Genomic DNA, 17,812 nt, shown 5'->3' with positions numbered 1-17,812 from the left:
CGTCTGGTGATTCCTGAGGACCTGCGGTACACCGCCGAGCACGAGTGGGTGGCTGGCGACGGCAGCGGACCGGTGCGGGTGGGCATCACCCACTTCGCGCAGGACGCGCTTGGCGACATCGTGTACGTCCAGCTTCCCGACGAGGGTGCGACGGTGCAGGCCGGCGAATCGTTCGGCGAGGTCGAGTCGACGAAGAGTGTCTCGGAGATCTACGCCCCGTTGACCGGCACGGTGGTGGCGCGGAACGAGCAGCTCACGGACACCCCTGAGGTGATCAACACCGACCCGTACGGTTCGGGTTGGCTGGTCGAGATCGCGCCCAGTGACGCGTCGGCGGTGGCGGGTCTGCTGACCGCCGACGCCTATCGGGAGCTGACCGAGAGCTGATCGTGGTGAGGCCGGCGCGTGGTTGTGTCCGCGCGTCTGGTTGCCCTGTATTTCGGCGCTGGCTAGGCTCGCCCAGTCGACCGAGAACCAATAGTTGCGCGTTGCGGAAATGCCTTCCCGGGCACGGGGGAGCCAGCCGCTGGGCATCGAGGGCGCCCGGCGGCCAGACCCGTCACACCCGACGCCGACCGAACAGATCCGTGAGGTGGTCCCAATGACGCGCCCAGACGACGAGTTCCCCCCACTCGACGTCACATCGACGCTGAACCTTGGTTCTCTCGACGAGATGTTGGAGGGGCCCGAGACCGACGTCGTACCGAGCCGGATGTCAGGTTCGCTGCCTCCGGGTATGGCGTTGCTGGTGGTTCGGCGTGGCCCGAATGCCGGCGCCCGGTTCCTGCTGGACCACGATGTGACGACGAGTGGCCGGCACCCGGACAGTGACATCTTCCTGGACGACGTCACGGTGTCCCGTCGGCATGCCGAGTTCCACCGGGACGGTGGCACGTTCACCGTCCGGGACGTGGGCAGCCTGAACGGGACGTACGTGAATCGGGAGCGGGTCGAGGCGGCGACGCTGAGTAATGGTGACGAGGTCCAGGTCGGGAAGTTCCGGCTGGTCTTCATCGCCGGTCCGCGTCCGGAGGAGGGGGCCGTCCGGGGGTGAGCGAGCGTGCGGCGGCGGCTGTTCCCGGCCCGGGGGCGGCGGCTCGGGGCCAGCCAACGAACTTTTTTCCACCTCCGACTTCCACCCGCGGCCACGACGGACCGCAGGGGGAGGTTGAAAAGGGTTCTCTGATGAGTATCGGTGAGGTGCTGGCGCAGCTTCGGGTGGAGTTTCCCGACACGACGATCTCCAAGCTGCGCTTTCTGGAGTCCGAGGGTCTGGTCGAGCCGCAACGCACGCCGGCGGGTTACCGCAAGTACAGCTGGGACGACGTGGCGCGGTTGCGGTTCGTGTTGACCGCTCAGCGTGACCAGTACCTGCCGTTGCGGGTGATCCGGGAGCAGCTCGCGGAGGCGGATCGGGACGGGTTGCCGGGGTCGGAGCGGCACCGGCCGTCGTTGGTGGCGGTGGGGCCGGACGGCGAGGTGCCGGGTCGGGAGCTGGCTGCCCCGGTCGGTGAGTCGTCGGAGACCCGACTGGACCGGACCGAGTTGCTGTCCCGCAGTGGGCTCGGCGAGCGGTTGCTGGCCGAGTTGGAGCGGATGGGTCTGGTGGTGTCGCAGCCACCCGGTTGGTATGACGCGGACGCGCTGGTGATCGCGCAGGCGGTGGCGGGGTTGGCGGCGTACGGGCTGGAGCCTCGGCATCTGCGGGGTTACCGGACGGCGGCGGATCGTGAGGTGGGGTTGTTCGCCCAGTTGGTGGCGCCGTTGGCCCGGCAGAACGATCCGGCGGCCCGGGCGCGGGCGGCGGAGGTGGCGCGGGAGCTGGTGGGGCTGTCGCAGCGGCTGCACGCGGCGCTGGTCCGGGCGGGGTTGCGCGGGACGTTGGGCCGGTGACGGCCGGGGCGGCTGATAGTGCCGTCCTGGGGTGGTTGTCCGGTGGGTTCCGCGGGTGGGGCCGGTGTGGCCTGGCGCACTCGGCCGGCGGGAAAGATCTGTGGCGGTGTGCGTGGCGTACGCTTCCCGGGGTAACCCGTGCGGTGCGGCGGTTGCGGGCGGCGCGGGTGGGGCGGTGTTATCCGAGCCCGTGTACCGTGCAGGGAAGGGGCATACCGGCTCCGGCGGCGGGTAGCATCGGCCGCCGCAGGGCGGTGGTGGGGAACGAGACGACGGCGACACGGAGGCGGCGGTGCGCGAGCTGAGCGTGGTCGGGGTTCGGGTGGAGCTACCCACCAACCAGCCGATCGTCCTGCTCAGAGAGGTCGAGGGCGACCGTTATCTGCCGATCTGGATCGGGGCGGTGGAGGCTACCGCGATCGCCTACGAGCAGCAGGGGGTCAAGCCGGCCCGGCCGCTGACCCACGATCTGCTCCGGGACATCCTCGCCGCGTTGCAGGCGCCGCTGCGGGCGGTGGAGATCGTGGAGTTGAAGGAGAACGTCTTCTACGCCGATCTGCTGATCGGGGACGGTCTGCGGGTGTCGGCGCGGCCGTCGGACTCGATCGCGTTGGCGTTGCGGGTGGGTGCGCCGATCCGCTGTGCGGAGCAGGTGCTCACCGAGGCCGGGATCATCATCCCGGACGAGCAGGAGGACGAGGTGGAGAAGTTCCGGGAGTTCCTGGAGCAGGTCCGCCCGGAGGACTTCGCCGGCTGACCTGTCGGTCGGTGGCGGTTGCCCCGGCGGGTGGTCGTGTTTCTGTCGGTCGGGTAACGATCGATTCGCCGTGGGGTAACCCTGCGGTGATCCCCGTGTGCGGCGTGTCGCGGCATTTCCTGCGGGGCAACCCTCCAGCCGGGCTATAGGGTTGGGCCTGTCGAGGGGTGCACGTCCCGGAAACGACGTGTCACCGCACGGGCGGGGAGGTTGTCCGATGCATGAGCCACAGGACCCTGATCCGGGTAGGTCGAGTTTCGAGGGTACGGATCAGCGGCGTGTCGACGGGTCTGGTCGGGTGGCGGAGGATCACCCGGGTGCCGGGTCGTCGGTGGAGGACGGTTCGGTCGGCTATCGGGGTGTGACGGCGTGCCACGCCGTCGGGATCAGCTACCGGCAGTTGGACTACTGGGCGCGTACGGCGCTGGTGGTGCCGAGTGTGCGGGACGCCTCGGGGTCGGGGACGCAGCGGCTCTACTCGTTCCGGGACCTGGTGGTGCTGAAGGTGGTCAAGCGGCTGCTGGACGCCGGGGTCTCGTTGCAGAACATCCGGCGGGCGATCGACGCGCTGCGGTCGCGTGGGGTGGCGGATCTGGCCGGTATCACGCTGATCTCGGACGGGACGACGGTCTACGAGTGCCGGTCTCCGGAGGAGGTCGTCGACCTGTTGCAGGGTGGGCAGGGGGTGTTCGGGATCGCCATCGGTGGGGCGTTCAAGGAGGTCCAGGGCTCGCTGTCGCATCTGCCGGCGGAGCCGGCCGGGGAGACGCCGTTGGCGGGGGAGTCGCCGGAGCCGGCCGCGGTGGAGGCCGGCGACGAGTTGGCGGCCCGTCGGGCCCGCCGGCGCGCGGGCTGACCCGTCCCCGGCCGTCGGGGTCGGGGTTGTCCGGGTGTACCCGCCGGGGCGCGGGGTGGGTTGGTGGCTCGTCTCCCGCCGCCGTCCGTCTTGATCGTTATCGCATAATTGGCGGTATGCCGTCTGCTTCGTCGCCGGAGTCGTCCGGGTCCGACCGTCCGCGTCGAACCGTTGGGCGCCGTTGGCGTCGCCGGGTGTTGCTCGGGGTCCTGGCCGCGTCGCTGCTGTTGCCGGTGTCGGTGGTCGGCAGTGTGGTCTGGGTGCGGCAGTCGGCGCGGGAGCACGTGTTTCCGCTGGCCGATGTTCCGGCGGCGCCGGTCGCGCTGGTGCTGGGTGCCCGGGTGTATCCGGACGGCACTCCAGCAGCGTTCCTGGCCGCCCGGTTGGGGTTGGCGCAGGAGTTGTTGGCGGCGGGGAAGATCCGGGCGATCCTGGTCTCCGGCGACCACCGGAGCTGGGCGTACGACGAGCCGGGTGCGATGAGTCGCTGGTTGGTGGAGCGGGGTGTGCCGGCCCGGTTGGTGGTGCAGGACCATGCCGGGTTCGACACCTATGACTCGTGTTCGCGGGCTCGTCGGGTCTTCGGGGTCGATCGGGCCATTGTGGTCACCCAGAGCTTCCACGTCGAGCGGGCGGTCACGGTGTGCCGGCGGGTGGGTCTGGACGCCGTCGGTGTCGGCGACGACTCGGTACGCCGGTTCGAGCGGGCCTGGCGGTGGGGCGGGTTCCGGGAGAATTTCGCGGCGGTGAAGGCGGTCTACGACGTGCTGAGTGGGCGGGATCCGGTGTTCCTGGGTCCGGCCGAACCGGGGGTCCGGGACGCGTTGGCCGGCTGACGGTACGTCGGTGGGGTGGAGGATCGTCGAGGTGTGTGACCCCGGGGTGGCCGGCGCGGTGTCCGATGGGGATGATGGTCCGGGTTCGGATCGAGCGCGATGATTGCCGAGCCGGTTGGGTATGGATGACCCCGATTCGGGTTGGATGACACAGAACGGCTGGGCGGGGTAGTGTCCCCACCCAGTGTCGCCCGTCGGCCCGTCGGTTCGGCACTGTCGGTGCTACACCCCCACACGCCGCGCGATCCCCCTCGCGCTGGAAGGAAGACCGTGACGGATCCACATGACAGCGCCGTGTCATCCCCCGCGGACGGCGCCACGACCAGCGGTAACGGTTCGGCTCCCCAGCCGACGCACTACGAGCGGATCGGCGGGGCGGAGTCGGTCAAGGCGGCCGTGCGGCTGTTCTACGACCGGGTGCTCGTCGACCCCGAGCTGGCCGGCTACTTCACCTCGGTGAACATGGAGGAGCAGCGGCGGCACATGGTGCTGATGCTGACCGTGGTGCTCGGCGGGCCGAACACCTACGCCGGTCGGGGCCTGGCCGAGGCGCATCAGCCGCTGAACATCCCGGACGAGCACTACGCCCGGGTCGGTGTGCACCTGGTCGACACCCTGACCGGGCTCGGCGTGCCGGACGACATCCTGGACGACGTGCGGGCGACGCTGGGTTCGGTGCGTGACCAGGTGGTGTCGAGCGGCACCTCCGCGGGCGTCTGACCGTGGACGTCGCTCGTCTCAAGCAGAGCTGGCACCTGGTCGCCGGACACGGCGACCAGGTGCCGCTCTACTTCTACTCGACTCTCTTCCTCGCCCATCCCGACGTCCGGCAGATGTTCCCGACGAACATGGCCGGCCAGCGGGACCGGCTGGTCACCGCGCTCGGTCACATCGTGTCCAACGTGGACCAGGTGGAGCAGCTCGTCGGCTTCCTCTCCTCCCTCGGCGCCGACCACCGCAAGTTCGCGGTCCGGCCGGAGCACTATCCGGCGGTCGGGGAGGCGCTGCTGGCCACCCTGGCGCACTTCCTCGGCGAGCACTGGACCGACGAGCTGGCCGCGGACTGGACGGCGGCGTACGGGCTGGTCGCGAAGGTGATGTCGGACGGTGCGACGGCGGCGGAGAACGTCAGCCCGCCGTGGTGGGTCGGCGAGGTCGTCGCGCACGAGCCGCGGACGTTCGACATCGCGGTACTGACGCTGCGCCCGCAGTATCTGCTGCCGTTCGAGGCGGGGCAGTCGATCGGGGTGTCGAGTCCGGCGAACCGGGCGTGGCGCTTCTACTCACCCGGGAACGCGCCCCGCGCCGACGGCACGATCGAGCTGCACGTGCGGGCGGCCCCGGGCGGGGCGGTGAGTTCCCGGCTGGTGTATGGCACCAGCGTCGGTGACCAGGTGCATCTGGCGGCCCCGGTGGGGGAGCGGCTGACGTTGCGCCAGGCGTCCGGCGGTGCCGACCTGCTGCTGCTGGGGAACGGCACCGGCTGGGCGCCGTTGAAGGCGCTGGTGGAGCAGGCGGCGGCCGAGGGCGGCGGCCGGCGGGTCGACGCGTATGTCGGCGCCCGGTCCCGTACCGAGTTCTACGACGTCGACGCGACCGAGAAGTTGGTGGCGTCGTACCCATGGTTGCGGGTGACGTACGTGGTCAATGCCGACCCGTCGCGGCCCGGAGAGTTCGTCCAGGTGGTGGACCGCGCCCTCGCCGACGGCGACTGGCGCAACCGGCACGTCTTCGTCTGTGGGTCCGATCCGATGGTGTCGGGCTCGGTCTCCGGACTGGCGCAGGCGGGTTACCACGCCGGGCAGCTGCACTACGAGGCGCTGGGTGGGCAGTGGTATTCGCCCGGGCGGCGGATCGGCGAGGTGCAGGAGCATAGGCCGGCAGACGGAGGTACGCAGTGAGCGTCAGCCCGATCAGCGAGTACGACCGCGCCACGGCGCTGTCGGGTCCGAGTCCCCGGGTGAGGATGACGGCGGACCGGGTGCGGCGGTGGGAGTTCTCGACGTCGTCGTTCACCCGGCGTGGCTACGACGACCGGGACGTCGACCGGTTCCGGCACCAGGTCGCCGACGAGTTGGACCTGTTGGCGACCCAGTTGGCGGACCTGCGGGCGGAGAACCAGCGGCTGCACGACCATGTGGAGCTGCACCGGCACGGGGTGCTGCCGAGTGCCAGCAGCCGGCCGCAGTTGCCGGGGTCGAAGGAGGTCAACCTGCTGTCGGCGGCGCAGCGGGAGGCCGAGCAGATCATCGCCCAGGCGCACGACTACGCCCGCCGGGTCGCCGAGTACGCCCGGGTGCAGTACGAGAACTATCTGCGGGCGGCGGCCGAGGACGCCCGGGCCGAGGCGGAGCGGGCGGTGCAGGACTATCGGGCGTCGGCCGGGTCGAATTTCGACGACACGGTCGCGACCCGGGAGGCGCTGCGGATCTTCGGCGAGATGATGATCTCGCACATGCAGGCGGCGGCCCGGCATCTCGACGACGGCAGTGAGCATCTGGCCCGGACGATGGACCGGATCGTCCGGGAGGCGAGTCCGGGGATCGGCAACACACCGCCGGGTGGGGCCCGGCCGGCCCTGTCGCCGCGTCCGGAGCATCCGCGGCAGATGTGAGCTGCCGGCCCTGGCCCGGTCCGGTGGTGGGCCGGCCCTGGTATGCGTGTTGGGCCGGCCGGCGGCTGTGGGGGCCGCCGGCCGGGCGACGCGATCCTTGGCCCTTCGATTTCCCTCACCTCGTGGCCGGTCCACCTGGTGCCAGCGATCTGGGTGACGAGGAAGTCGAGCCGCTCTGTTTGGCCGTTCGGGGGATCTCGCTGCTGTACGGCGCTTGCGCGCCGTGCGGAACTCTTGCCTTGGAGCGTGTCAGCCATGTGTGGTCGTTTCCGCCCTCTATCGCACCAACCTTGCCATACTCAGTTCAGCTAGATATCCTTTCGTCATGACTATCCGCGAACAGAGCTATTTCGCGCTCGCCGCGCTGATGGACGGCCCACTCCACGGATACGCGATCATCAAGCGCGCCGAGGAACTGTCGGAAGGTCGGGTACGCATGGCGGCTGGCACCCTCTACGCGGCGCTCGATCGACTCAGCACCGAAGGGCTCCTACACGTCGTCGAGGAGGAGGTGGTCAACGGGCGGGCCCGCCGCTACTACAACCTCACGGAGGAGGGCACCGCCGTGCTCCGAGCCGAGGCCGATCGGATGATCCAGGCTGCGCGCGTCGTGACCGACCGACCGGCGCTGGCCGTTCGGGTGGTGAGGCCGGCATGACTCAGGAGGTACTCGAGGCGCGGTACCGGCTGCTGTTGGCGTACCCGAAGCGCTACCGGCGTGAGCGTGGCGCTGAGATGATCGGCACGCTCATGGAGGCGGCCGGCCCTGATCAGCGGCGCCCAACGGTGCGGGAGGGGGCAATGCTGGTCCTAAGGGGATTGCAAACCCGTGCCAGGACGCACGACGCGGGTTCGACAAGCCGGGGCCTGCGTGGGTCGCTGCGCCTGGCGGTGCTCCTGCTGCTGGTGTATGCCACGGCCGGCAGCCTGGCCGAGACCGGCAGAGTCCTTCCCCGCATCGTCACGGACGGCGTGGAATACCCACCTGAGCTCATCTATCCACTGGTAACCGTCATCGCCGCCTTGGCGGTCGTCGCGGTAGCCGGCGGGCGATACGTACTGGGCCTACTGGCGACGCTTGGCGCGCTCGCCGCGGCGCTGGTCGTTCTGCGCCTCGTCTCGGTCGGCGTAGACAGCGTCACCGGTGAGCGCCACTATCCACCGATCGAGTTCGTCCGCGACGGCGCCATGACTGACTCGACCCTCTGGCCGCTGCCGCTCGCCGTGCTGTTGATCGTGCCGTTGATTCTCTGGCCGGCGCCGGGCACGCGGCGGCCTGTGGCCTGGCTGCTCACTGTGCCGGTCGCGGTGTTTCTGCTACCCACGGACTACGACGTGACGATCGGCCTGCAACCGGGGGCCACCGTCGTCGTGATGGCCGGCTTCCTGCTATGGGTTGCCGTCGATGCGCGAGCGACCATCGCGGCCGGGGTGCTGCTCATCCCGCTGATCATCGCCATGCTGTCACTCGGAGCCCTGGGCGCCTGGGATCAGCCCGAGGTTCTTGGCGTCACGTGGTTCTGGACACTCGTCATCGGGGCCATCGCCCTGCTAACCGGCGGCGCCCTCGGCCTCCGCCGCCAGGCCCGCACCTAGCGGGAGTGAGCAGGTCATCGGCTCCGGTGACCGCCCTCGCCTCTATCGGACAGGCGCTGGCACGCCGCCGGCCGCCCCGGTGTCACGCGTGAGACTCACACGACCCCTGCCCTACCCAACCCTGCCCCCTCCCTTCGGGGGGAGGGGGCAGGGCGGACGTCTGACACCGCCAGGCGGCCCCTAGGTTTCCGACCCGTGGGCGCGTCTGGCCGCCGCCGAGGAATGGTTCCTCGACATTCCATCGTCAACGGCGGGGCCGCCTCGTCGTCACGACCTCATCGCTGACCGATCCCCGATCGGGCATCAGCCCACGGCGTCGAGCGCGAAGTTCCGGTGCACTGTGCCGAACGGAAGGTCCAGCGTGACCTGACCGTCGGCCCCGAACCAGCCGGTCCGAAGGACCCTCACCGCGTACGTGCCGAGCGGCGCGCGCAGTGTGTACCTACCGGCCGCGTCGGTAGTGACCTGCTCCTCCACGTCGTCGAGGCGCAGGAACTCCAACGTCGCCCCGGCCACCGGCGCGCCCGTCACGGCGTCCGTCACCAGCCCCGTGACGGTGCCCGGCGGCAGATAGCGGATCGACTGCCCGGACCGCAGACGCTCGTCCATGTACAGGTACTCGTGCGCCTGGTCGCTGGACTCATCCTCGATTCCCACCGTCGCCGAGCGCCCACGTCCGGCCGGGGTGTCCGGCAGCGCCCGGTGCTGAATGTCGATCCGTCCGCTCTCGTGCAGCACGATATCGAAACTCGCCCGGGCGGCGTCGCCCAGCAGCACGTTCTGCCAGGACACCATGACCCGGCGGTTCGGGGCGCTGCCGGCCGTCCCGAAGCTGACCCGCGAGGTCGCGTCCAGGGTGAGGCCGTCCCAGAAGCCGTAGACCGCCGCGTCGGGCTGGTGCGACACAGTCGTCGGCAGGGTCGAGTTCGAGCCGCTCTGGTAGGTGGCGGGCAGAAACGTCAGGTATCCGTACGCGGAGACGTACGCGGTGGAGTACGACTCGTCGTACAACCGGAACGGGAAGGGCAGGGCGACGGCGGTCGGGCCGGCCGCCGTGTCGACCGCCACCGGGGTGGTGGCAAAGCTCTGCTCCACCCCGCCCAGCAGACACTGGTAGCCGTAGCTGTCCGCGCCGTCCACCACACCCGTGGGCGCGACGACCGTGACATCACCGACGACGTCCCCGCCGATGATCTCCGGCAGGTACAGTCGGCCGTCGCGCTGACAGCCGTCGACGCTGGCGTAGACGTACGTCGCGGTGTCGTTCTCCGGCACCTTCTCGAACCGGTACGCCCCGTCACCCCCGGTGGTCACCGCTGGCGTGGTGAACCGCGGATGCTGCAGGCGTACCCGGGCGCCGCGCACCGGCGCGCCGAGTGAATCGCGGATCACGCCACTGACCACCCGCTCGTTGAGCGCCAACCGGACGTCGTGCACCACCCGGGCGCCGCTGGTGTCCAGTGCCACCGTGGAGCGGTGCACGCCGAACGTGGCGAGCGTTACCTCCACCTGATAGGTGCCGAGCGGCAGATGCAGCAGGTAGATGCCGTCGGTGGCAGTGGTCGTGGTGACCGCCGCCGAGTCGCCGGTCGTCGCCGACACCAGTGCACCATCGGCTGGCGAGCCGTCCGGCTTGGTCACCGTGCCGTGGATCGCCCCGGCGGCCCGGAAGGCGATCGCCGTGTGCGGCCGGAGTGCCGCCACGTCGCGGGAGTACTCCAGGCCGACCGTGCCAGCCTGGTTCTCCACCCCGACCGAGGCGCCCGCGCCCCGGGCCAACGCGCCGGCCGACAGGTCCCCGTAGTGCACGACGACGTCGCCAGACTCGAACATCTCGATCGAGAAGCTCACTCGCTCCGGCTCGTCGTAGAACGTCACGTTGCGCCACTCCACCACGAACCGCCGGTCCGGCGCGCTGCCGAAACTCGCGGTACGGACGCTGGCCTGGGCGTCGACGACCAGGTCGTCCCAGAACCCGAAGATCGCGGCGTTCGGGATGGACGGGTTGGGCACCTCGCGGTTGATGGAGTTGTCGGCCGCCCTGTCAAAGGAGAGGAAGCCGTTCGTCGCGATCCACGCGCTGCTCTGGTAACGCCCGTAGAACGGCATCGTGAACGGCAGCGTGACCCGCAGCGACTCGTCGTCGCCGGTGAGCGGCAGCACATCGGTACCGGCCACGTAGCCGGCGTCCGTACCGTTGCACTGGTAGCCCTGAGCGTCCACCTCGGCCGGCGGTTCGAGGTCGACCGTCTCGTCGCCGTCCACCGTCACCCACCGGCTGCCGGCGGTGAGGCAGCGGCCGGACCCGAAGGTGAGGCGGTACGACCCGACCGGCACGTCGTCGATCCGGTAGCTGCCGTCGTCTCCGGTGGGGATGGTGGGCAGCGGCGTGGCCAGCAGCCGGACCGCGATACCCGGGGCGCCGGTGCCACCCGGATCGCGGACGACGCCACGGATCGTGTGCCGGGGCAGGGCGTTGACCGTCAGGTCACCGGTGGTGGTCGCGTCCGCGGTGATCCGAATCGACGTACCTCCCTCGGTGAAGCCGAACGCCGCCACGGTCAGCCGGTAGTCGTCGGGCGGCGCGGTCACCGTGTAGCGGCCGGTCGCGTCGGTGCGGGTGACCCGTTCCGTGCGGTTGCCGCCGGTGATCCGCACCAGCGCATCAGACACCGGCTGCCCGGCCGTCGACCGGACCACGCCGGTCAGCGTTCCGCGGGGTCCGCGGGGCGCCGCCGTCACCGCGGCGTACGCGTCCAGCCGGCCCTCGCCCCACACCGGGTTGTCGGCGGCGGTGCCGCCGCAGCTCAGGTCGGCCGTCTCGATCGCGGCGCCGGCCAGCAGCGCGCGGGTGGCGGCGACGTCGCCGATCAGCTCCGGCGCGGCCGACCAGAGCAGGGCCACCGAGCCGGCCACGTGCGGGGCGGCCATCGAGGTGCCGTCGTACGACGAGAACCGGCTGCCCGGCACGGTGGAGCGGATCGCCACCCCCGGAGCGGCGATGTCCGGCTTGACCTCGGCCGCGCCGGCCGCTCCCCGGCTGGAGAAGTCGGCAATGGCGTTGTCGCTCCCGAACGCGGCGACCGCGAACGAGAGCGGGTAGTCCCCCGGCGAGCCCGCGCTGCCGCAGTCGGGGCCGGCGTTGCCGGCGGCGAACACCGGCATGATCCCGACCTCGGTCCACCGCCGCACGACGTCCTGGAAGAACGGGTCCCCACCGACGTCCGAGCCCCACGAGTTGTTGACGATGTGCGGGGCCAGGTCCGGACGGAACTGGAGCGTGTCGTCGAACGGTGCCATCACCCACTCGCCGGCCAGCAGCAGGGCAAGCTCCCTACAGCCGTCGGCGAAGCAGCCCCGGGCCGCCACCCATCGGGCCCCGGGGGCCACGCCGACCTGGTTGCCCTCACCGTCGTCACCGACCATCGCGCCCATCGTGTGGGTGCCGTGGCCGCTCGTGTCACACGGCTCGCCACTGCAATCCCCGTACGGGTCGTACCAGTTGAAGCGGTGGTCCATCCGGCCGTCGCCGAGGTTGCCCCGGTACTGCCGGACCAACGCCGGGTGGTCGTACTGCACCCCGGTGTCGATGTTGGCGACCACGATGCCCTCGCCGCGGATGTCGTACTCGGACCAGACCCGGTTGGCGCGGATTCGCTCGATGTTCCACTCGACCCCGGCCGCCGCGGCGGCGGTCCGGGTCGGGGTCGGCTTCGGCGCGGCGAAGGTACGGGCGGTACGGACGGTCCGCACCTCCGGCCGGCGGGCCAGCTCCGCCGCGAGCTTCGCGTCGGCGCCCGTGACGTGCACGGCGTTGACGATCCAGAGCGGCTGGTGGCGGACCTTCCGGGCGGTGAGCAGGTCGCGAACGTCACGTTGGCTGCGTTCGGCGACGGCGGCCAGGGCGCTCCGGCCGTACCCGGTGCGCTGGCCGTGGCTGCGCAGGCCACGGGCCGCGCTCAGGTCGGCCCGCTCGGTGAACTCCACGATCAGGTCGGCGGTCCGGCCGCCGGTGAGCGCCTGTCGGGCCGCGGGCTGGAGGCGGTCGGCCGGGGCGGCACCGGGCGGCGCCGCCCCGGCCGGTGTCGGCGTGGGCAGCAGGGTGGCGGCGAGCAGCGCGGTGAGCACGGACGCAAGTCGCCGGGAAAGCGGGCTGGGCATGGAGACCTCGTCACGGTGGAAGGGAGGCGGTGGCGGGCGCGCTCACGCCCGCCACCGTCGGCAGGAGGCCGGAACCGGGTCAGCCGACCCGCTCGTCGAGCAACGCGAGCGCCTGGTTGGCGGGTTGCCCGGCGAGCTGCTGGATGTTCGCCTTGGCCAGTTCGCTCTCGATGGTGCTGGCCAGCCCGCCGCCGCCTGCCGTCCGGTCCGCCGCGGCGTAGTCGCGCAGCAGCGTCTCCAGTTCGGAGAGCATGGCCGCGGTAACCGGCGTGGTGTCCCCCTCGGACGTCCCGACGGTACGCAGCACCGGTTGCAGCGTCTGGAGCGCGTGCGCGGTGCGACGCCGGAGGCCGTCGTCAGCGGTCATCAGCTCGATCGCGCGGTCGCCGCCGTGCGCGTAGACGACCTCGTAGTGCCGCAGCGCGGGCGTACGCGCGTCACTGAACAGGTCCCGCACGTGCAGCAGCGCGCCGAGCACCGCGTCCACGTTCGGTCCCTGCGGATCCATCCCCTCCGGACCGGCGCCGGTCAGTGACGTGTCGGCGATGCACAGACAGTCCTGTCGGGGCTGCTCGTAGACGCCGTCCACACCGACCGCGGTCCATGCCGCCGCCGCCTCCGTCGCCTCCTTCGAGCCCTTGCCGAACAGCTTGTTCGCCGACTCGATGAAGCCGACCCGGGAGTCGGTGAACCGGGCCCTCGGCGCCAGGTACGTGGTCAACGTGCGGTACGCGAGCTTCGCCGCCTTCTCGATGCCGATGCTCTTGGCCAGCAGGTAGAAGGCCTTGTTCTGGATGCCGCTGTTGGTGTGCACGCCACCCAGGTCGAGACAGCTCCGCTCGAAGTCGGTGTAGTGGCCCGGGTCGCCGTACTGCGGCGGGTCGGCCATGCTGCGCAGTGCACCGCCCGGGATGCTGGCGCCGATCAACCAGTCGTTCCTGCCCGTGGCGAAGTGCTCGATCGCCTCGCCGAAGATGTCGGAAAAGCTCTCGTTGAGCGCGCCGGACTGGTACATGTACCAGAGGTCGGCGCTGTGGAAGGTCACCCCGTGGGTGAGTTCGTGCGCCACCACGTCCAGCTTCGTCATCTCCTCGCCGAAGATCATCGTGTCGATGCCGCCCGGCACGAACATCGCGTTGCGCATCGGCTCGTTGACGTTCTGTCGCACCCGGACCAGTGTGCGCAGCGTGGCACCGTTCCCGTCGAAGCTGTCCCGGCCGAAGGTGTCGTGGTAGTAGTCGTACGTGTGGCCGAGATTGTCGTACGCCTCGTCGACGTCGGCGATCCCGGACCGGCCCTCGCCCTCGGTGCGTACGGGAAACGCCGGGATCTTGTCCTCGCTGAGCTTGTTCAGGTCGTAGATGGAACGTTTCTTCGCGTGTGCGGTCCGGGGCAGGGCGTAGACGAGCCGGCCGGAGGTCGCGTCGACGAAGTACGACGTGGACAGTCCTTTGTCGTCGGTGAGCCAGACGTGCCAGGCCAGTACGGTCGGCGTGCTGCGGCCCGGGTCGGCGCCGGCCGGCAGCAGGTAGCGCTTCGCCGGCTCGACCAGCCGGCCCTGCGGCAGCGCCTTGGCGGCGGTGCCGATGGCGGTCGCTGCCGGGACGCTGGCCGGGGCGCCGGTGACCGCCAGCGCCGGCTCCAGCGCGTTGGTCAAGAACTCCACGTAGCGACCGGTGGTGTCCAGGTGCACGCCGACGCGTGAGCCGAACACGGGCACCCCGTCGACGTACTGCTCATACCAGAGGTGCCGCTCGCCGGTCGGCTCCCGCTCCTCGCGCAGTGGGCGGAGTTGGGCAGCCGCGTCGGGGACACCGAACAGGCCGGAGTTACGGCGCAACCACCCGGTCACGTCGCCGTCGACCCGGCTGCGCAGGCTCACCATCGACGGGGTGCCCCGCCAGGGCTCGTACGAGACGACCGGATCGGAGCCCTGCTCGGCGCGGAGCCGGGAGAGCGCCGCCGCGACCCCGGAGCGCCGGTACCCGACGGGTGGCGGCGAGGCATCGGCGCCGAACGGCACCACCCGGTCCGTGGTCACCGGCTGCGCCTGCGCCGACGGCGGGACCACGGTCGGGATCAGCAGCAGCACGGCTGCGAACACGGCCACGCGGGCCCGACCGACCCGGCGCCAGGGCCGGTTCGGTGCCGCAGCGCTGAGCAGCAACGCGGTGCCGGCCCAGGCCAGCGCGGCGAGCCCGGCGAGCCCGGCCGGCGCGGCCAGCCGTACCAGCGGATCGCTGCCCACCCCGGCGCCGATGGCGGCGAAAGCGGCGATCAGTGCGGCGTACCCGACGGCAACGCCGGCAGCCTGGACCGGGTGGCCGTAGGCGCGGCGGCGGACCCGCCAGGCGAGCAGCGTGACGCCCGCAGCCGGGCCGACCGCCAGCAGGGACAGGGTTGAACCCGACAGCAGCATCGAGACCGGATACAGCCGACCGCCGGATCCGGCCAGGGTCCAGTCGACCGGCGCTCCGGTACTCGCGGCAACCGCCGCAGCGAGTCCGGGCAGGTCACGGGCGAGGAAGGCGCCGATCGGGCCGGCGTCGGCCGCACCGCCGCCCAGAATTGTCAGTACCAGCCAGCAACAGGCGATGGTCAGCAACGCCGCGGCCAGAGCCTCGCCGGCAACCCGTGACCAGGGTCCAAACAGACGTCGACAACCAGACACAGAGACTCCACGGTGGATCGGGCGATCAGGCAGGTCGCAGTCGATCGATGAAGGATAGTGTCAACGAGCACAGACCCCTAGGCAAGTATTTTCGGAGCGGGCCGGCCTTGACCCGGTCCGTCGGCGTGGTCGGTTGGGCCCGTCGGGGCAGGCACCACGATCGACCCGCCGGTGACCGCCGACCCGGGTATAGGCTCGGGCGGATGCGGGGGAACACGTTGAAGGATCGGATGCGGCGGGGCGAGCCGGTCCGCGGAGTGTGGTTGGCGTTGCCCAGCGTGGAATCCGCCCGGCTGATGGCACGGATGCCGGCGGACTGGCTGGTTGTCGACGTCGAGCACGCCCCGGTGGGTGCGGAGACGATGACCCGGATGGTGGCGACGATCGCCGACGCCCGCGGCCCGGCACCGCTGGTACGGCTGGCGAGCCCGGGTGTGGAGAACGTCAAACGCGCCCTGGACGCGGGTGCGTGGGGCGTGATCGGCCCGATGGTCAACACTCGCGCCGAGGCGGAGGCGTTCGTGGCGGCGGCGAAGTTCCCGCCGGTCGGGCAGCGCAGCTTCGGCAGCGCCTGGGCAGGGCTCGCCTTCGATGTGGCCGCGCCGGACTACCTGCGTGTCGCCAACGAGCAGACCATCGCGATGGTGCAGATCGAGAACCGTGCGGCTCTGGATCACCTCGACGCGATCTGCGGTGTGCCGGGACTCGACGGCGTGTTCGTCGGCCCCGTCGACCTCGCGATCTCGCTGGGCCTGGGTCCGGATTCGGACAGCCGCGATCCGGCCTTCCGCCAGGCGCTGGACGAGATCCTGCGCGCGGCCAGGGCGGCCGGGCTGCCGGCAGGAATCTATTGCTCGTCACCCGAGGCGGCCGCCGAGCGGCTCGAGCAGGGCTTCGTCATGGTCAACGTCGCCACCGACGTGGCCGTGCTGAGCCAGGGTGTGCGGGACCGGCTCGCCTAGCACCGTCCGTACCAGGGCGGGCAGGGCGGCGGGCGCGATGTCCCGCCGCCGTGCCGCGACGTGTCCGTCCGGCCGCAGCAGGTAGCAGGTGCCCGGTGGCGACACCTCGTCGGGCGGCATCGTCACGACACCGACGGCGTCGACCGGCTCGGGCGAAGAGTACAGGGCGGTGAAGCCGTGCCCCAGCCGTCGGCGTACGTCCGGATCCGCGGGTACCAGCTTGGACCCGAGCGCGGGTGCCCCGCCCCAGTTCGCTACGTCGTCGGCCAGGGACAGCGGCGACGTGGCGTACGTGTACGGCGTGCTCATCCTGCCGCTGTCGACGAGCCGCCGGAGTCGCAGTCGCAGGATCACGTTCCGGCGCAGGCGCTGCCAGCGGGTCCGGGGCGCCATGAACCGCATGGTGGCCTCGGTGACCTCCTGGTTGTGCCGCTGCGCCGCCCAGCGTTCGGTCTGGTACGTCTCGAGCAGGTCCGGCCCGGCGCGGCCGGTCAGCACGTAGGCGAGCTTCCAGCACAGGTTCTCCACGTCGTGGATGGCGCCGTTCATGCCCCGTGCCCCGAAGGGCGCGACCAGGTGCGCGGCGTCTCCGAGCAGGAAGACCCGGCCGTGCCGGAGCCGGCGCAGCAGACGCTGGTGGAAGCGGTAGTCGGTCAGCCACACCAGCTCATACGGCAGATCCCCGATCAGCGCCCGGATCCGGCTGTCCATCGCCTCGGGGGAGCGCTCGTCCTCGACGGCCGCGTCGCCGCCGAGTTGCCAGTCGACGCGCCACACGTCGTCCGGCTGCGGGTGGACGAGGATGTTGTGCCCGGGGTTGGCGGGATGGTCGAAGAAGAACCGCGGCTCGGCCGGAAAGGGCAACTTCGCGCGGATGTCGGCGATCAGGAACCGGTCCGGATACGTCCGGCCCGGGAAGTCGAGCCCGAGCAGTTTGCGGGTGGCGCTGCGCGCGCCGTCGCAGGCCAGCAGGTATCGGCCCCGGATCGACACCGGGCCGGACGGTGTCCGCGCGGTGACGGTGACCCCGTCGGCGTCCTGGTGCAGCCCGACCACGGTGTGCTGCCAGCGCAGGTCGACCAGGGGTGAACGGGCCATCGCCGCCAGCAGTTGGCGTTCGGTCTCGTGCTGCGGCAGGTTGAGGAAGGGCGGTAGTTCTCCGGGCGCCGGTGCGGCTGCGGTCTGGGTCTGCATCTCGTGCTGCCGGAAATAGGTTCTCCGGGTACGCCAGGCGATGCCCCGCGCCAACATCGGCTCGACGCAGCCGAGCTTCTCCCAGACTGCAAGCGCGGTGCGATGAATGGCGATCGCGCGTGATCCCTGCGGCCTTTCGGCGCCCGAGTCGAGCACAATGGACGGAACGGAATAATGCGCCAGTTCGAGTGCGGCGGTCGCTCCGGTCGGTCCACACCCGACGATGATCACCGGTACTGTTCTGTTGTCCCCCATAGCCGGCAAAGCTAGCC

The 17,812-nt window shown here is 70.9% G+C and carries 15 protein-coding genes; 12 read left to right on the top strand and 3 right to left on the bottom strand.

Annotated features, from left to right (window positions below; all coding sequences use genetic code 11):
- The first annotated feature begins 6 nt into the window (after positions 1–6).
- The 11 genes from gcvH (at position 7) to Pma05_RS09275 (ending at position 8,552) form a co-directional block, all read left to right on the top strand.
- A complete protein-coding gene (gene gcvH, locus Pma05_RS09325) occupies positions 7–387 on the top strand; it encodes a glycine cleavage system protein GcvH (RefSeq protein WP_203856917.1) in 381 nt (126 codons plus the stop codon).
- Between the two features lie 214 nt (positions 388–601).
- The gene (gene odhI, locus Pma05_RS09320; RefSeq protein ID WP_101365931.1) at positions 602–1,054 is read left to right on the top strand and encodes an oxoglutarate dehydrogenase inhibitor Odhl; all 453 of its coding nucleotides are present in this window, start codon (positions 602–604) and stop codon (positions 1,052–1,054) included.
- Between the two features lie 131 nt (positions 1,055–1,185).
- Complete coding sequence (gene ftsR, locus Pma05_RS09315) at positions 1,186–1,893, top strand: transcriptional regulator FtsR (protein WP_203856916.1); 708 nt, start codon at positions 1,186–1,188, stop codon at positions 1,891–1,893.
- A gap of 292 nt (positions 1,894–2,185) precedes the next feature.
- Positions 2,186–2,650, top strand: a complete 465-nt coding sequence (locus Pma05_RS09310; RefSeq protein WP_101365933.1) for a bifunctional nuclease family protein — start codon at positions 2,186–2,188, stop codon at positions 2,648–2,650.
- Between the two features lie 217 nt (positions 2,651–2,867).
- Entirely contained in the window at positions 2,868–3,506 is a 639-nt protein-coding gene (locus Pma05_RS09305; protein WP_372441443.1) for a MerR family transcriptional regulator, read from the top strand.
- Between the two features lie 194 nt (positions 3,507–3,700).
- Positions 3,701–4,342, top strand: coding sequence for a SanA/YdcF family protein (locus Pma05_RS09300; protein WP_307836845.1), 642 nt, complete (start codon positions 3,701–3,703; stop codon positions 4,340–4,342).
- Between the two features lie 294 nt (positions 4,343–4,636).
- Positions 4,637–5,062 carry a group I truncated hemoglobin gene (locus Pma05_RS09295; protein ID WP_203856913.1) on the top strand — a complete coding sequence of 142 codons (426 nt, stop codon included), beginning with the start codon at positions 4,637–4,639 and terminating at the stop codon, positions 5,060–5,062.
- 2 nt (positions 5,063–5,064) lie between these two features.
- A complete protein-coding gene (locus Pma05_RS09290) occupies positions 5,065–6,243 on the top strand; it encodes a globin domain-containing protein (protein ID WP_203856912.1) in 1,179 nt (392 codons plus the stop codon).
- A complete protein-coding gene (locus Pma05_RS09285) occupies positions 6,240–6,956 on the top strand; it encodes a DivIVA domain-containing protein (protein ID WP_203856911.1) in 717 nt (238 codons plus the stop codon). The genes Pma05_RS09290 and Pma05_RS09285 overlap by 4 nt, the downstream gene beginning before the upstream one ends.
- Positions 6,957–7,281: 325 nt before the next feature.
- A complete protein-coding gene (locus Pma05_RS09280) occupies positions 7,282–7,614 on the top strand; it encodes a PadR family transcriptional regulator (protein WP_203856910.1) in 333 nt (110 codons plus the stop codon).
- On the top strand, positions 7,611–8,552 hold the full coding sequence (locus tag Pma05_RS09275; RefSeq protein WP_203856909.1) for a hypothetical protein: 942 nt from the start codon (positions 7,611–7,613) through the stop codon (positions 8,550–8,552). The genes Pma05_RS09280 and Pma05_RS09275 overlap by 4 nt, the downstream gene beginning before the upstream one ends.
- A gap of 303 nt (positions 8,553–8,855) precedes the next feature.
- Here Pma05_RS09275 and Pma05_RS09270 read toward each other — a convergent pair whose 3' ends face one another.
- Together Pma05_RS09270 and Pma05_RS09265 are read right to left on the bottom strand one after the other, a co-directional pair.
- Complete coding sequence (locus Pma05_RS09270) at positions 8,856–12,713, bottom strand: NIDO-like domain-containing protein (RefSeq protein ID WP_203856908.1); 3,858 nt, start codon at positions 12,711–12,713, stop codon at positions 8,856–8,858.
- Positions 12,714–12,792: 79 nt separating this feature from the next.
- Positions 12,793–15,318 carry a M4 family metallopeptidase gene (locus tag Pma05_RS09265; protein WP_203856907.1) on the bottom strand — a complete coding sequence of 842 codons (2,526 nt, stop codon included), beginning with the start codon at positions 15,316–15,318 and terminating at the stop codon, positions 12,793–12,795.
- 269 nt (positions 15,319–15,587) lie between these two features.
- On the opposite strand from Pma05_RS09265, the gene Pma05_RS09260 reads away from it, so the two are divergent.
- Entirely contained in the window at positions 15,588–16,346 is a 759-nt protein-coding gene (locus tag Pma05_RS09260) for an HpcH/HpaI aldolase family protein (protein WP_203856906.1), read from the top strand.
- Here Pma05_RS09260 and Pma05_RS09255 read toward each other — a convergent pair.
- Positions 16,242–17,795 carry an FAD-dependent monooxygenase gene (locus Pma05_RS09255; RefSeq protein WP_203856905.1) on the bottom strand — a complete coding sequence of 518 codons (1,554 nt, stop codon included), beginning with the start codon at positions 17,793–17,795 and terminating at the stop codon, positions 16,242–16,244. The two genes, Pma05_RS09260 and Pma05_RS09255, sit on opposite strands and share 105 nt — an antisense overlap.
- Positions 17,796–17,812: the final 17 nt, after the last annotated feature.

The sequence above is a fragment of the Plantactinospora mayteni genome (genome assembly GCF_016862935.1).
GTDB lineage: Bacteria > Actinomycetota > Actinomycetes > Mycobacteriales > Micromonosporaceae > Plantactinospora > Plantactinospora mayteni.
This window is presented reverse-complemented; position numbering and strand designations above follow the sequence as displayed.

Bases quoted from the DNA above. Each gene is read 5' to 3' on its own strand.
- odhI (WP_101365931.1), top strand. From the start codon at position 602: ATGACGCGCCCAGACGACGAGTTCCCCCCACTCGACGTCACATCGACG.
- ftsR (WP_203856916.1), top strand. From the start codon at position 1,186: ATGAGTATCGGTGAGGTGCTGGCGCAGCTTCGGGTGGAGTTTCCCGAC.
- Pma05_RS09305 (WP_372441443.1), top strand. From the start codon at position 2,868: ATGCATGAGCCACAGGACCCTGATCCGGGTAGGTCGAGTTTCGAGGGT.
- Pma05_RS09280 (WP_203856910.1), top strand. From the start codon at position 7,282: ATGACTATCCGCGAACAGAGCTATTTCGCGCTCGCCGCGCTGATGGAC.
- Pma05_RS09275 (WP_203856909.1), top strand. From the start codon at position 7,611: ATGACTCAGGAGGTACTCGAGGCGCGGTACCGGCTGCTGTTGGCGTAC.
- Pma05_RS09270 (WP_203856908.1), bottom strand. From the start codon at position 12,713: ATGCCCAGCCCGCTTTCCCGGCGACTTGCGTCCGTGCTCACCGCGCTG.
- Pma05_RS09260 (WP_203856906.1), top strand. From the start codon at position 15,588: ATGCGGGGGAACACGTTGAAGGATCGGATGCGGCGGGGCGAGCCGGTC.
- Pma05_RS09255 (WP_203856905.1), bottom strand. From the start codon at position 17,795: ATGGGGGACAACAGAACAGTACCGGTGATCATCGTCGGGTGTGGACCG.